Here is a 12,845-nt window from a genome sequence, read left to right on the forward strand (position 1 = left end):
CGCGGGTCAGGCAGCCTTGCCCGCGGCGCTGGCCTCCGCGACTTCGTCCAGCTTTCCGGTCCTGACGTCGTAGATGAAGCCGTAGATCGGGATGGTCTTCGGCACCAGCGGATGATTGCGGATGCGCCGGACATCCTCGACCACGCTGCGGGCGTTGTCGGAGAAGGTGTGCCAGTGCACGTAGCGCCCGGCCACCGAGCCGCCGCCGTGATGGGGATTGTGCCAGGCCTTGCCGTCGAACTGCGCGGTATCGAGATTGTCCTCGAGCAGGGAGCCGATGACTTCGCCGGTGAACAGCTCCATGCCGCAGTCGGAATGGTGAATCACGAACCACTCGCGCGTACCCAGCAGCTTGTGCGAGATCACCAGTGAGCGAATGGCGTCGTCGGTGGCGCGGCCGCCGGCATTGCGGATGACATGGGCGTCGCCCTCGGCGAGGCCGGCGTATTTCGCCGGATCGAGGCGGGCGTCCATGCAGGTCAGAATGGCGAAGCCGCGCGCCGGTGGCAGCGCGAGCTTGCCCTTGTCGCCGAACCCGGCGGCATAGGCGGCGTTGGCGGCGATCACGTCGTCATAGGGCTGGCCCGGCGCTGTCATGGTGGTCGTCCTCGTCTGGTTGCAGCGAGAACCGCATGATCGAAGGGGCGGTGATAGCGGTCAAGAAAACGGAATTTTGAAGTTGTGGCGCCAAAGCGGCAGTTGTGCTCGCGCGGGGTGTCGCGAGGGGATGAAGCTTGCCGCCGGCTGCAGGCGAGGGTGCGTTCAGCCGAGCAGCAGCCGCTGCACGAGATCCGGCGTCGAGCGCACACCGTACTTGCGCAGCAGCCGCGTGCGATAGATGTCCACGGTCCGAGGGCTGATGCCGAGCCTTGCGGCGGCTTCCTTCGCCGTCCGGCCGTCGACGAACAACGCGGCGATATCGCGCTCGCGCGGCGTGAGCGCCATCGGCGGAGTGTTGCGGCTGTGCAGCGCGCCCGACAGTTCCGTGAACACCCACAGCGTATCGCGGTGGGGTGCGGCCGGGGTCAGGCTGCGCCCGCGGACATGGACCCAGAACAGCTCGCCATCGAGGCGGCGCATCACGCGGTCGTTGGCGAAGCTGCCGCTGGCCCGTAGCGTGCGGCCGACGCGCTTTCCGGTGTCGACGAAATGCAACTCGTCCGGATAGAGGGCGGCGAAGCTGGAGCCGGTCAGGACGCGGCGGGTGCCGCGGAACATGGTGGCGAACGCGCGGTTGCAGTCGATGATGATGCGGTCGCGCCCGATCGCGAGCCCGACCGGACTTTCCAGGAAGGCCTGCGCGTAGTCGGGTCCGCGGCGGCGCGGACGGGTCACGGTCATCGCGTCTCCCTGCCGGCGACCGCGCGTCTCCGCGCCGCCGCCGAACACTTAAGTGTCCGACACCTATAGCGTTAGGTGCAGGGGTTCGCTAGCGTCCCGCCGTTCACGACATCGGAACGAACCATGCGCACGCGCGCCGACATCGACATTCGTGAGGCCCGGTCGGATGACTGGCCGGCGATCTGGCGGATCATTTCGCCGACCATCCGGGCTGGCGAGACCTATGCCCTTGCGCCGGACATGTCCGAGGACGAAGCTCGCGCCTACTGGACGGGGCCGGACCGGCGAACGTTCGTGGCGCAGGCCAGCGAGGCCATTGTCGGTACCTACTACATTCGCGCCAACAACGCCGGCGGCGGCGCCCATGTCTGCAATTGCGGCTACATGACCGCGGCAGCGGCGGCCGGACAGGGCATCGCGCGTGCGATGTGCGCACACTCGCTGGAGGTCGCTCGGGCCATGGGCTACCGCGCCATGCAGTTCAATTTCGTCATCAGCGTCAACGTCCGGGCCGTGCGGCTGTGGCATGACATGGGGTTTGTCACCGTCGGCGTGCTCCCGGAAGCCTTCGCCCATCCGTCGAAAGGGTATGTCGACGCACTGGTGATGAGCCGCCGGCTCTGAACGGCCGTTCAACCGCGTTGCGCCCCTGTTGCCGGACGGGATTTTCCGTCCTCATCGGCCATGTCCATCTCGTCCGCCGTCGGCAGGCCACGGCGTGATCCGGCCCCGAGCGCGTCAGCCGGAAGGCGCGGTGTTGTCGCCGTCGTCGTGGAACATGCCCGAGCCGGGTGTGGCCTCTTCCCGGGTCAGTGCCGGATCGTCGGTCGCTGGTTGCGACGGCCGCTGGTCGTGGATCTTGTCGTCGCCGTGACGCGCGGGCTCCGGCTGCGGCGTCTTTCGCGTCGCGCGGTCGCGCTGGCGGGTACCGCTTGTCATCATGGCAAGCCTCATGTTTCTACGCGAGGAAAAAACCGGCGGTGTCCGGAATCGTTCCGCGGGCCCCGATCGCCGCGGTTGACGCGATCTTGCAGGTAAGTCAGTCCGGCATGACCTGCCGTTGCCACAAATCGTGTATAGACCGCACGCGTTACCGCGTGCCGTTGCAAGGAGTGTTCGTGTCCGTTTCGTCCGCCGATCCCGTCTCCATCGCCGTCGATGACGTCACCACCGTTTCGGGACTGCTGCAGGCGTCGCCGCGGTCCCGTGCGCTGTATGTCCTGGCGCATGGCGCGGGCGCCGGCATGACGCATGCGTTCATGGCGGCGGTGGCGAATGAACTCGCGGACCGCGACGTCGCGACGCTGCGCTATCAATTTCCCTACATGGAGCGCGGCAGCCGCCGGCCGGACGCGCCGGGGCTCGCCCACGCCACGGTCCGTGCGGCGGTGGCCGAAGCCGCGCGGCAGCGGCCGGACCTGCCGCTGTTCGCCGGCGGCAAGTCGTTCGGGGGGCGCATGACGTCGCAGGCGCAGGCGGTTACGCCGCTCGCCGGCGTGCGCGGCCTGATCTTTCTCGGCTTCCCGCTGCATCCTGCCGGCAAGCCGTCGCAGGAGCGGGCGAAGCATCTCGCCGATGTCGCGATCCCGATGCTGTTTCTGCAGGGCACCCAGGACAAGCTGGCGATGCTGGCCGAACTCGAGCCGGTGTGTGCAGGGCTTGCGCCGCGCGCCAGCCTCGTGCTGTTCGCCGATGCCGATCACAGCTTTCATGTTCCGGTGCGCAGCGGTCGCACCGATCCGCAGGTGCGCGGGGAGGTGCTCGACGCGCTGGCGGGCTGGATCGCCGGCATCCTGAAATAGCCAGCCCTGCTGACCTTTCCGGAGGCCGCTTGATCGGCTCCCGCATCCGCGCCACACTCCCGGCCAAAATCCGGTCTGGGAGGATCGCCGTGCGGGAGGAACAGGTTGCGCACGTGGACGAGCTGGTCCGCGTTGCCGTCGGCGCGCCGTCGTTGCGCGACCCCATCATCCATCAGTCGTGGCGGCGCTGCGTGTCCGAGCACAAGCTCGATCCGGTGGTGCTGCGCGACGCCTGCATCGTCACCGAAGGGCAGTTGCGCGAACATCGCGACGCCATGGACGAATTCCTGCATACCGCGCGGTTCGGGGTGGAGACGCTGTACCGCCAGGTCGCCGGCCTCGGCTATGTGCTGCTGTTGACCGATGCCCGTGGTGTCACCGTCGATTTCATCGGCGATCCCACCTTCGACAACAATCTGCGGCGCGCCGGGCTCTATCTGGGCGCCGACTGGAACGAGCCCAACGCCGGCACCTGCGCGGTCGGCACCTGCATCGCCACCGGCGAGGCGCTGACCGTGCATCAGAGCGATCACTTCGACGCCACCCACATTCCGCTGACCTGCACGGCCGCGCCGGTGTTCGATTCCAGCGGCGCGCTCGCCGCTGTCCTCGATATCTCGGCGTTGCGCTCCCCGGAGCCGAAGGCGAGCCAGTTCCTGGCGCTGGCGCTGGTGAAGTCGTTCGCTCACAAGATCGAGAATGCCAACCTGCTCAACCGTTTCCGCCGCGAGTGGATCGTCAAGCTGTCGGGGTCGGCGGAGTTCGCCGACGTCGATCCCGACTACATGCTCGCGGTCGACGCGTCCGGCCGTATCATCGGCTTCAACAACCGCGCGCGGCAGATGCTGGCCCGTGAGTGCGAGGGCTCGCCGCTGCGGGCCGGCGGACTGAAGCTGTCTGACGTCCTGGACTGCGGCGTCGACGAGTTACCGCGCTTCGCCCATTCGCGGCCGACCGGCCAGCGCACAGTGCGGCTGAAGCGCAGCGGCACCACGCTGTTCGCCCAGACGCTGCCGCCGCCGGCGCGCACGCCGGCGACGCCTGCCCCGCAGGCTGCCGCGCCGGCCGTGCCCGAGCCGCTGCAGAATCTGTTCCAGGGCGATCCGACCATGCGCGATGTCGCGACGCGTGCGGCGCGGCTGGTCAACGCCCAGATGAGCATTCTCATCCAGGGCGAGACCGGCAGCGGCAAGGAGCACCTTGCCAAGGCACTGCATGCGGCGAGCGCCCGCGCCAGCAAGCCCTTCGTCGCCGTCAACTGCGCGGCGCTGCCGGAGAGCCTGATCGAGAGCGAGCTGTTCGGCTACGAGGCCGGTGCCTTCACCGGCGCGCGGGCGAAGGGGCGGCGCGGCCTCATTCTCGAGGCCGATGGCGGCACGCTGTTCCTGGACGAGATCGGCGACATGCCGCTGACCTCTCAGACGCGGCTGCTGCGCGTGCTCGCCGAGCGCGAGGTGACGCCGGTGGGCCGCAGCCGCCCGGTGCCCGTCAACATCCGCGTCGTCGCCGCCACGCACCGCGACCTCGTGGACCTCGTCAAGGCCGGCCAGTTCCGCGAGGATCTTTATTTCCGCCTCAACGGCGCGATCCTGAAGCTGCCGGCGCTGCGCCAGCGCAGCGATCTCGAATGGCTGGTCGGCCGGCTGCTCGACCGCCTGTCGCTGGAACGCGACGCGTCGTTTCGCCTGTCGGCGGCGGCGCGCGATGCGCTGCGCGGCTATGCCTGGCCCGGCAACATCCGCGAACTGGTCAACAGCCTCGACTATGCCTGCACGCTGTCGACCGGCGAGATCGGCCTCGACGATCTGCCGGAATCGATTACGCGGGCGCGGCGCGGCGATGGCTGGCCGCAGCCAGAGGCGAATGCCGGGGTTCAGTCCCGGCTGCACGCCGGGGAAGCGCCCGGGCGGGCCGCGGATATGGCCGCCGAATTGGCGGCGGAGCTGCGGGCCCATCACTGGAACGTCTCGCAGGTCGCGCGCGCCCGCGGCGTCGATCGCTCCACCATCCACCGCCAGATCCGCCGCTTCGGCCTCACCGCGCCGAACAAGCTGGTGTGAGGGCGGGGGCTTCGTTGCGACGCCGCATCAATCGGGCCCATGCCTCATCTCCTCATCCTGAGGAGGCGCGAAGCGCCGTCTCGAAGGATGAGGCCCGTACCATCTCCGCTGCTTGCGGGCCTCATGGTTCGAGACGTGCGGCTGCGCCGCACTCCTCACCATGAGGAGAGATGCATCATGGCCGTAACGCCGTAAAGGATGTGCCGCGCGGGTCTGTGCGGCGCGCGGGCGCCAATCCGTCGTCCCTGATGCCGACGCCACACCTGTTGCATCCGCCACACCGCAGGTGTGGCGGATGCAACAGGGCCTGCGCGCCCGGCGTTTTCGTAAAAAGCGTGATCGATCATCACGTTGTGTCGTTGGCCCGAGTTGGCATCGGCCTTGCTCTTCCTTTCCGCAAAACAAGTTTCGGGAGGAAGCCGCGTGACGCCCATCGTCGGGATCATCGCCAATCCGGTTTCCGCGCGCGACATCCGCCGGGTGGTCGCGAACGCGTCGAGCCTGCAGATTGCCGACCGCGCCAACATCCTGTTGCGCGTGCTTGCGGCGCTCGCCGCCTGCGGCGTATCGCAAGTGCTGATGATGCCGGAGCGCGGCGGCATCGCCGGTCATGTGCTGCGGGGGATCGCGCGGGCGCGGCCGCAGGACGGCGCGCACTTTCCCGCCGTGAACTGGCTCGACATGCCGGTCACCGGCACGGCCGAGGACAGCCGCACCGCGGCGCGGCTGCTGCGCAAGGCGGGGGCGGCAGCCATCGTCGTGCTCGGCGGCGATGGCACCCATCGCGCGGTGGTGTCGCAATGCGGCAGCGTCCCGATCGCCGGCATTTCCACCGGCACCAACAACGCGTTTCCCGAGCACCGCGAGCCGACCATCACCGGCCTCGCCGCGGGACTCGCCGCCACCGGCATGGTTCCGCGCTCGGCCGCCCTCGTGCCCAACAAGATCATCGAGGTCGCCGCCGGGCGTATCACCGACATCGCGCTGGTCGACGTCGCCTTCGTCACCGATGGTTTCGTCGGTGCCCGCGCGGTGTGGCGCATGGACACGCTGCGCGAGCTGTTCGTCACCTTCGCCGATCCCGAGGTGATCGGGCTCGCGGCCATCGCCGGGTTGATCGAGCCGGTGTCGCGGCGCCAGTCCGGCGGCCTGATGGTGCGCTTCGCGCCCACGGCAGCAGCGCCGACCGTGCTCAGTGCCCCGATCGCGCCGGGCATGATCGCCCCGATCGGCATCGACGACTGGCGGCTGATGCCGGCAGGCGTTCCGTTCGCGCCGACGCTGCGGTCCGGCTCGATCGCGCTCGACGGCGAGCGCGAGCTGTCGTTCACCGCGCGCGACGAGGTGGCGGTGACGCTGCGCGACGGCGCGTTCCACACCATCGATGTCGCCGCCGTCATGAAATTCGCGGCGCTCAACGGCCTGCTGCGGCAGGCCCAGCGTACGCCAGCGCCCTCGTTCGCCTGAAGAAACCACCACGGAGGAAACCACGTCATGTCCGACAATCCCTTTCCGCTGAAGAAGGCCGAACTGCTCGACGCCTACCGCACCATGCGCACCATTCGCGAGTTCGAGGAACGGCTGCATGTCGAGTTCGCCAAGGGCGACATTCCCGGCTTCGTCCACCTCTATGCGGGCGAGGAGGCCTGCGCCACCGGCATCATGATGCATCTTACCGACATCGATCGCATCGCCTCGACCCATCGCGGCCATGGCCACTGCATCGCCAAGGGCGTCGACGTTCACGGCATGATGGCGGAGATCTACGGCAAGGAGAGCGGCTCGTGCCGTGGCAAGGGCGGCTCGATGCACATCGCCGATCTCTCCAAGGGCATGATGGGCGCCAACGGCATTCTCGGGGCGGGCGCGCCGCTGATCTGCGGCGCCGGGCTCGCTGCCAAGTTCCGCGGCGACGGCGGCGTCGGCATCACCTTCTTCGGCGACGGGGCCTCCAATCAGGGCACGGTGCTGGAGAGCATGAACCTCGCCGCAGTGTGGAACCTGCCGGTGATCTTCGTGGTCGAGAACAACGGCTATGCGGAATCGACCTCGGTCGACTACGCCACCGCCGTCGACAGCTATGTCGACCGCGCCTCGGGCTTCGGCCTGCCCGGTGTCACCGTCGACGGCACCGACTTCTTCGCGGTGTACGAGGCCGCCGGCGAGATGATCAGGCGGGCGCGGGACGGCGGCGGCCCGTCGCTCCTGGAATGCAAGATGATCCGCTTCTTCGGTCACTTCGAGGGCGATGCCCAGACCTACAAGGCCAAGGGCGAGAACGACCACAACCGTGCCACGCGCGACTGCATCAAGCTGTTCGCCGGGCGCGTCACGCAGGCCGGCATCGTCACCCCGGCCGAGCTTGCGATGATCGACCGCGAGGTCATCAGCCTGATCGATGATGCGGTGTCCACCGCCAAGGGCGCGCCGCTGCCGACCGCGCGCGACCTGCTCACCGACGTCTACGTCGCCTACTGACGCACCAGCAACATCCGGAGGACATATTCATGGCCCGCAAGATCAGCTTCAAGCAGGCGATCAACGAAGCTCTCGACCTGGAGATGCGCCGCGATCCGACCGTCATCGTGATGGGTGAGGATATCGTCGGCGGCGCCGGCGCCCCCGGCGAGGACGATGCCTGGGGCGGCGTGCTCGGCGTCACCAAGGGGCTGCACGCCAAGCACGCCGGACGGCTGCTCGACACGCCGCTGTCGGAATCGGCCTATATCGGCGCGGCGATCGGCGCCGCCGCCTGCGGCATGCGTCCCGTCGCCGAACTGATGTTCCTCGATTTCATGGGGGTCTGTTTCGACCAGATCATGAACCAGGCCGCGAAGTTCAAGTACATGTTCGGTGGCAAGGCCCGCACGCCGGTGGTGATCCGTGCCATGGTCGGCGCCGGCTTCCGCGCCGCCGCGCAGCACTCGCAGATGCTGACCCCGATCTTCACCCATGTGCCGGGCCTCAAGGTGGTTTGCCCGTCGAATGCCTACGACGCCAAGGGCCTGCTGATCCAGGCGATCCGCGACGACGATCCCGTGATCTTCTGCGAGCACAAGAACCTCTATGGCCTGGAGGCCGACGTACCCGCGGAGGCCTACGCCATTCCGTTCGGCGAGGCCAATGTGGTGCGCGAGGGCAAGGACGTCACCATCGTCGGCTACGGCCTCACGGTGCATCGTGCGCTCGAGGCGGCCGAGAAGCTCGCCAGGAGCCGGATCGAAGCCGAGGTCATCGACCTGCGCACGCTGTCGCCGATCGATCTCGATACCGTGATCGAGAGCGTGGAGAATACCGGCCGCCTCGTCGTGGTGGACGAGGCCAATCCGCGCTGCTCGATCGCCGCCGACATTGTCGCCAGCGTCACGCAGCATGCGTTCGGCGCGCTCAAGGCCGCGCCGCAGATGGTGACGGCGCCGCACACGCCGGTGCCGTTCTCGCCGGTGCTGGAGGATCTCTACATTCCCTCCGCCGAGGGCATCGCCGCGGCCGTGGCGAAGACCACCCAGGCCGCGCTCGCGGCCTGACATCCCGGCGGTTGCCGCTGCGGACACTCCGCGCGACGACCGCCGGCCGCCGCCCCCGGGACCGCTCTGCGGCCCAATCCCCCTCCCGGGCGCCGGTCCGGGGGCGGCCCGCATTCACCAGCATGCGCCCGCGTGGCGCTCAGGAGCAGGATACGAGAGCGATGTTGAACGAGCGCATCAAGCCGATCGTCATGCCCAAATGGGGACTGTCGATGGCGGAAGGAAAAGTCACGGGCTGGCTGAAGCCGGTCGGCAGCCGCCTGTCGGTCGGCGACGAAATTCTCGAGGTCGAGACCGACAAGATCGCCGGCGTGGTCGAGGCGGGCGACGGCGGCACCCTGCGCCGTGTGATCGGTGAGCCTTCCACCGTCTATCCGGTCAAGGCGCTGCTCGGCGTCATCGCCGACGACGAGGTGCCGGATGCCGACATCGATGCCTATATCGCTGGCTACGTCACGCCCGCCGCCGACGACGATGACGAAGCCCAGGCCGGGCCGCGCACCGAGTTCGCGGACACGCCGGCCGGGAGCCTGCGCTATGCCAGGCGTGGCGAGGGCGCGACGACGGTCGTGCTGGTGCACGGCTTCGGTGGCGATCTCGACAACTGGCTGTTCAACATCGATGCGCTCGCGGCGGACGCCACCGTTTACGCGCTCGATCTGCCGGGTCATGGCCAGTCGGCCAAGGCCGTCGCGGATCCCTCGCTCGGCGGGCTGTCGCGGGCGCTGGTTGGCTTCATGGATGCGGTTGGTGTCGACCGCGCGCACCTTGTCGGCCACTCCATGGGCGGCGCCGTGGCGCTGCGCACGGCGCTCGATGCCCCGGCGCGCGTGCAGTCGCTCACGCTGATCGGCTCGGCCGGTCTCGGGCCGGAGATCAATGGCGACTACATCGCCGGCTTCGTCGGCGCGTCGTCGCGGCGCGATCTCAAGCCCGTGCTGGAACAGCTGTTTGCCGATCCCGGTCTCGTCAGCCGGCAGCTTGTCGACGACCTGTTGAAATACAAGCGCCTCGACGGCGTCGGCGATGCGCTGGCCGCGCTGTCCGGCGGTCTGTTCGCCGGTGGCCGGCAAGCTCACGTGCTGGCGGGGGATCTCGCGGAGCTGAACCGGCCGGTGCTGGTGATCTGGGGCGCCGATGATCGCATCATTCCGGCCTCCCATGCGCCGCAGGCCGGCAGCAAGGCGACCATCGAGGTGATCGAGGGCGCCGGACACATGGTGCAGATGGAGAAGGCAGGGCGCGTCAACGAACTCGTCCGCGCCCATATCGGTCGCTCGGCGTCCTGACCGCAGCGAGCGCGGCGGCCGTCCGCCGACATCGTCGTCCGCCAAACGGTGGCGGACGAACGGGCTGTCGCGGGCGGGCGCGGCGGCGATCCCACGCATCCGATACCAACAAGGGAGATCATCCATGAAGGCCCTGCGTTTCCATGCCGCCAAGGACCTGCGGGTCGAAGACGTTCCGCCGCCCCCGGACCGGCTCGCCGATGGCGAGGTGCGCATCCGCAACCGCTTCGTCGGCATCTGCGGTACCGACCTGCACGAATACGCTTACGGTCCGATCTTCGTGCCGGTCGCGCCGCATCCTTTCACCGGGGCGCGAGCGCCGCAGGTGCTCGGCCACGAGTTCGGCGGCGTCGTCGAGGCGGTCGGCAAGGGCGTCACTGCTGTGAAAGCAGGCGACCGCGTCTCGGTGCAGCCGCTGATCATGCCGCGCGCCGGCGACTATTTTTCTGACCGCGGGCTGTTTCACCTCAGCGGCGATCTCGCGCTCGCCGGCCTCAGCTGGGCGTGGGGCGGCATGACCGAGCAGGCGGTGCTCAACGACTACAACGTGCAGAAAATTCCGGACGCGATGACCGACGAGGAGGCGGCGCTGGTCGAGCCGACGGCGGTCGCGGTCTATGCCTGCGACCGCGGCGGGGTGACGGCCGGCAGCAGCGTGCTGGTCACCGGCGCAGGCCCCATTGGTCTCCTCACGCTGCTGGCAGCTCGCGCGGCCGGCGCGACGCAGCTGTTCGTATCCGACCTCAACGAGGCGCGGCTGGCGTTCGCCAGGGGCATGCTGCCCGACGTCGTCACCATCAATCCGCGGCACGACAAGCCCGGCGAGGTGGTGCGCGCGCAGACGGAAGGGAATGTCGGCTGCGACGTGGCCATCGAGTGCGTCGGCAACGAGCATGCGCTGAAGGCCTGCCTCGATGCCGTGCGCAAGCAGGGCGTCGTGGTGCAGACGGGGCTGCATCCCCATGAGAACCCGCTCGACTGGTTCCAGGTGACCTTCAAGGATGTCGATATCCGCGGCTCGTGGGCGTACCCCACCCAGTACTGGCCGCGGGTCATCCGTCTCATCAGTTCCGGGCAACTGCCGGCCAGGAAGATCGTGACGCGGCGCATTCGTCTCGACGACGCTGTTACGCAGGGATTCGACGCCTTGCTCGATCCGGCCGGAACGCAGCTTAAGATTCTCATCGACCTCACGCAATGACCGCCACGCGCTGCTGCGGCAGGCCGGCGCGCATCCCGCAGCGGCGCATCCGTTGATCCATCGAGGGAGGCCATGATGAAGGGACTGAAGGACAAGGCGGTGATCGTGACCGGAGCCGCGCGCGGCATCGGCGCGGCGATGGCGAGGGGGCTCGCCGAGGGCGGCGCCCATGTCGCTGTCGCCGACCTTCGCAAGGAGGACGCCGACGCCATGGCGGCGCAGATCGTGTCGGCGGGCGGCAAGGCGATCGGCCTTGCGGTCGATGTCCGCAAGCGGGCAAGCGTGCGCGCGATGATCGATGCCACGGTCGCGGCGTTCAGCGGCCTCGACGTCATCTTCAACAATGCAGGTATCGCGCAGGTCAAGCCGTTCCTCGAGATCAGCGAGGAAGACTGGCAGACAGTGCTGGACGTCAACGCCCTCGGCGTCCTCATCGGCATGCAGGAGGCGGTGAAGACTTTCCAGGCGCTGAAGCGGCGCGGCAAGATCGTCAATACCGCCTCGATCGCCGGCAAGCAGGGGTACGAGCCGCTGGCGCATTACTCCGCCAGCAAGTTCGCGGTGGTGGCGCTGACACAGGCTGCCGCGCGTGCGTTCGGCAATCAGGGCATCACCGCCAACTGCATCTGTCCGGGCGTGGTCGCAACGCCGATGTGGAAGCTGATCGACCAGGGCTTTCAGGAGCACGGCCTCAGCAAATCGCCGGAGGAGGCGTTCAATACCTTTGCCGCCAGCGCCGTGCTGGGACGGCCGTCCCAGGCCGACGATCTCGTCGGGGTCGCGCGTTTCCTCGCCTCGTCCGAGTCCGATTTCATGACCGGGCAGTCGCTGCTTGTTGACGGCGGCATGGTCTTCACCTGAAGGTGCGATATCGTCAGCACAGGAGATAAAGTCATGGCCGAAGGTTCAGCCAAGGATCGCCTCAAGGCGATGAATGCGCGCTACGCGGCGCTCGCGAAAGCAGCACCGCAACCGATGGGCGCGTTCCGCAACCTGATGATCGAGGCATCGAAGGACGGCGTGCTGCCGGCGAAGTTCAAGGAGCTGGTCGCGGTGGCGCTCGCCGTGCACCAGAACTGCAGCGACTGCATCCTGTTCCACGTCGCCAACGCGCGCAATCATGGCGCCAGCCGCGAGGAGCTCGCGGAGGTGCTCGGCGTCGCCGTCGAGATGGGCGGCGGGCCGAGCTCGGTCTATGCCGGGCACGCGCTCGCCGCGTTCGACGAGCTCGCGCAGTAGCGGGACGCGCGGATGCCACCGCGCCCTGTCAGAGCGGATAGCGCCATTTCAGGGCGCGGCGCAGCACCAGGATGGCCGGCACCAGCACCGCGACCATGATCCACAGCAGGGGCGGGATCGGCCCGCTTCGCTGCAGGTAAGCCATACACATCGCAAGCCCCAGCAGCACCATGGTCAGGCTGGTCGCCGACCAGTAGAGCGGCGAGCGCAGCAGGCCGCTCGCCACCCGCTCGGTGCTCTGCCGCCGCGCGTGGACCGTCAACCATGCGAGCATGGCGACAAAGGCGATGGACAGGATGATCGTCATGAATCCGTCCTCCGCCATGCAGCATGGCGGACAGACGTTGACGAAGCGTCACGTCGATCGATGGTTTTGCATTATGATC

The 12,845-nt window shown here is 68.3% G+C and carries 14 protein-coding genes; 10 read left to right on the forward strand and 4 right to left on the reverse strand.

Annotation, left to right across the window (positions count from 1 at the left end; all coding sequences use genetic code 11):
- Positions 1 to 6: 6 nt before the first annotated feature.
- Positions 7 to 597: a beta-class carbonic anhydrase gene (locus tag JQ639_RS27430; protein WP_211962416.1), complete on the reverse strand. Its 591-nt coding sequence runs from the start codon at positions 595 to 597 to the stop codon at positions 7 to 9.
- Positions 598 to 762: 165 nt separating this feature from the next.
- Positions 763 to 1,341: a PAS and helix-turn-helix domain-containing protein gene (locus tag JQ639_RS27435; RefSeq protein ID WP_211962418.1), complete on the reverse strand. Its 579-nt coding sequence runs from the start codon at positions 1,339 to 1,341 to the stop codon at positions 763 to 765.
- Between the two features lie 141 nt (positions 1,342 to 1,482).
- Here JQ639_RS27435 and JQ639_RS27440 point away from each other — a divergent pair, with 141 nt between their 5' ends.
- Positions 1,483 to 1,965 (forward strand): GNAT family N-acetyltransferase, encoded by a 483-nt coding sequence (locus JQ639_RS27440; protein ID WP_211964860.1) that lies wholly within the window; start codon positions 1,483 to 1,485, stop codon positions 1,963 to 1,965.
- Positions 1,966 to 2,079: 114 nt separating this feature from the next.
- Here the strand turns inward: JQ639_RS27440 and JQ639_RS27445 are convergent, their stop codons facing one another.
- Complete coding sequence (locus JQ639_RS27445) at positions 2,080 to 2,283, reverse strand: hypothetical protein (RefSeq protein ID WP_211962420.1); 204 nt, start codon at positions 2,281 to 2,283, stop codon at positions 2,080 to 2,082.
- 176 nt (positions 2,284 to 2,459) lie between these two features.
- On the opposite strand from JQ639_RS27445, the gene JQ639_RS27450 reads away from it, so the two are divergent.
- The 9 genes from JQ639_RS27450 (at position 2,460) to JQ639_RS27490 (ending at position 12,459) form a co-directional block, all read left to right on the forward strand.
- Positions 2,460 to 3,143: an alpha/beta hydrolase family protein gene (locus tag JQ639_RS27450; protein ID WP_211962422.1), complete on the forward strand. Its 684-nt coding sequence runs from the start codon at positions 2,460 to 2,462 to the stop codon at positions 3,141 to 3,143.
- A gap of 89 nt (positions 3,144 to 3,232) precedes the next feature.
- Entirely contained in the window at positions 3,233 to 5,203 is a 1,971-nt protein-coding gene (locus JQ639_RS27455) for a sigma-54-dependent Fis family transcriptional regulator (RefSeq protein ID WP_211962424.1), read from the forward strand.
- A gap of 423 nt (positions 5,204 to 5,626) precedes the next feature.
- A complete protein-coding gene (locus tag JQ639_RS27460; protein ID WP_211962426.1) occupies positions 5,627 to 6,670 on the forward strand; it encodes an ATP-NAD kinase family protein in 1,044 nt (347 codons plus the stop codon).
- A gap of 27 nt (positions 6,671 to 6,697) precedes the next feature.
- Positions 6,698 to 7,681, forward strand: coding sequence for a thiamine pyrophosphate-dependent dehydrogenase E1 component subunit alpha (locus JQ639_RS27465; protein WP_211962428.1), 984 nt, complete (start codon positions 6,698 to 6,700; stop codon positions 7,679 to 7,681).
- A 29-nt stretch (positions 7,682 to 7,710) separates the two neighbouring features.
- Entirely contained in the window at positions 7,711 to 8,730 is a 1,020-nt protein-coding gene (locus JQ639_RS27470; protein WP_211962430.1) for an alpha-ketoacid dehydrogenase subunit beta, read from the forward strand.
- Positions 8,731 to 8,891: 161 nt separating this feature from the next.
- Positions 8,892 to 10,019 (forward strand): acetoin dehydrogenase dihydrolipoyllysine-residue acetyltransferase subunit, encoded by a 1,128-nt coding sequence (locus tag JQ639_RS27475; protein WP_211962432.1) that lies wholly within the window; start codon positions 8,892 to 8,894, stop codon positions 10,017 to 10,019.
- 124 nt (positions 10,020 to 10,143) lie between these two features.
- Complete coding sequence (locus JQ639_RS27480; protein WP_211962434.1) at positions 10,144 to 11,220, forward strand: 2,3-butanediol dehydrogenase; 1,077 nt, start codon at positions 10,144 to 10,146, stop codon at positions 11,218 to 11,220.
- A 75-nt stretch (positions 11,221 to 11,295) separates the two neighbouring features.
- Complete coding sequence (locus tag JQ639_RS27485; RefSeq protein ID WP_211962437.1) at positions 11,296 to 12,081, forward strand: SDR family NAD(P)-dependent oxidoreductase; 786 nt, start codon at positions 11,296 to 11,298, stop codon at positions 12,079 to 12,081.
- Positions 12,082 to 12,114: 33 nt separating this feature from the next.
- On the forward strand, positions 12,115 to 12,459 hold the full coding sequence (locus JQ639_RS27490) for a carboxymuconolactone decarboxylase family protein (protein WP_211962439.1): 345 nt from the start codon (positions 12,115 to 12,117) through the stop codon (positions 12,457 to 12,459).
- A gap of 28 nt (positions 12,460 to 12,487) precedes the next feature.
- On the opposite strand, the gene JQ639_RS27495 is transcribed toward JQ639_RS27490, so the two are convergent.
- Positions 12,488 to 12,766, reverse strand: coding sequence for a hypothetical protein (locus tag JQ639_RS27495; RefSeq protein WP_211962441.1), 279 nt, complete (start codon positions 12,764 to 12,766; stop codon positions 12,488 to 12,490).
- Positions 12,767 to 12,845 lie beyond the last annotated feature (79 nt).

This window comes from Bradyrhizobium sp. U87765 SZCCT0048 (assembly GCF_018131225.1).
In the GTDB taxonomy this organism is placed as follows: Bacteria; Pseudomonadota; Alphaproteobacteria; order Rhizobiales; family Xanthobacteraceae; genus Bradyrhizobium_A.

Bases quoted from the DNA above. Each gene is read 5' to 3' on its own strand.
- JQ639_RS27430 (WP_211962416.1), bottom strand. From the start codon at position 597: ATGACAGCGCCGGGCCAGCCCTATGACGACGTGATCGCCGCCAACGCC.
- JQ639_RS27490 (WP_211962439.1), top strand. From the start codon at position 12,115: ATGGCCGAAGGTTCAGCCAAGGATCGCCTCAAGGCGATGAATGCGCGC.
- JQ639_RS27480 (WP_211962434.1), top strand. From the start codon at position 10,144: ATGAAGGCCCTGCGTTTCCATGCCGCCAAGGACCTGCGGGTCGAAGAC.
- JQ639_RS27495 (WP_211962441.1), bottom strand. From the start codon at position 12,766: ATGACGATCATCCTGTCCATCGCCTTTGTCGCCATGCTCGCATGGTTG.
- JQ639_RS27470 (WP_211962430.1), top strand. From the start codon at position 7,711: ATGGCCCGCAAGATCAGCTTCAAGCAGGCGATCAACGAAGCTCTCGAC.
- JQ639_RS27465 (WP_211962428.1), top strand. From the start codon at position 6,698: ATGTCCGACAATCCCTTTCCGCTGAAGAAGGCCGAACTGCTCGACGCC.
- JQ639_RS27485 (WP_211962437.1), top strand. From the start codon at position 11,296: ATGAAGGGACTGAAGGACAAGGCGGTGATCGTGACCGGAGCCGCGCGC.
- JQ639_RS27435 (WP_211962418.1), bottom strand. From the start codon at position 1,341: ATGACCGTGACCCGTCCGCGCCGCCGCGGACCCGACTACGCGCAGGCC.
- JQ639_RS27475 (WP_211962432.1), top strand. From the start codon at position 8,892: ATGTTGAACGAGCGCATCAAGCCGATCGTCATGCCCAAATGGGGACTG.
- JQ639_RS27445 (WP_211962420.1), bottom strand. From the start codon at position 2,283: ATGATGACAAGCGGTACCCGCCAGCGCGACCGCGCGACGCGAAAGACG.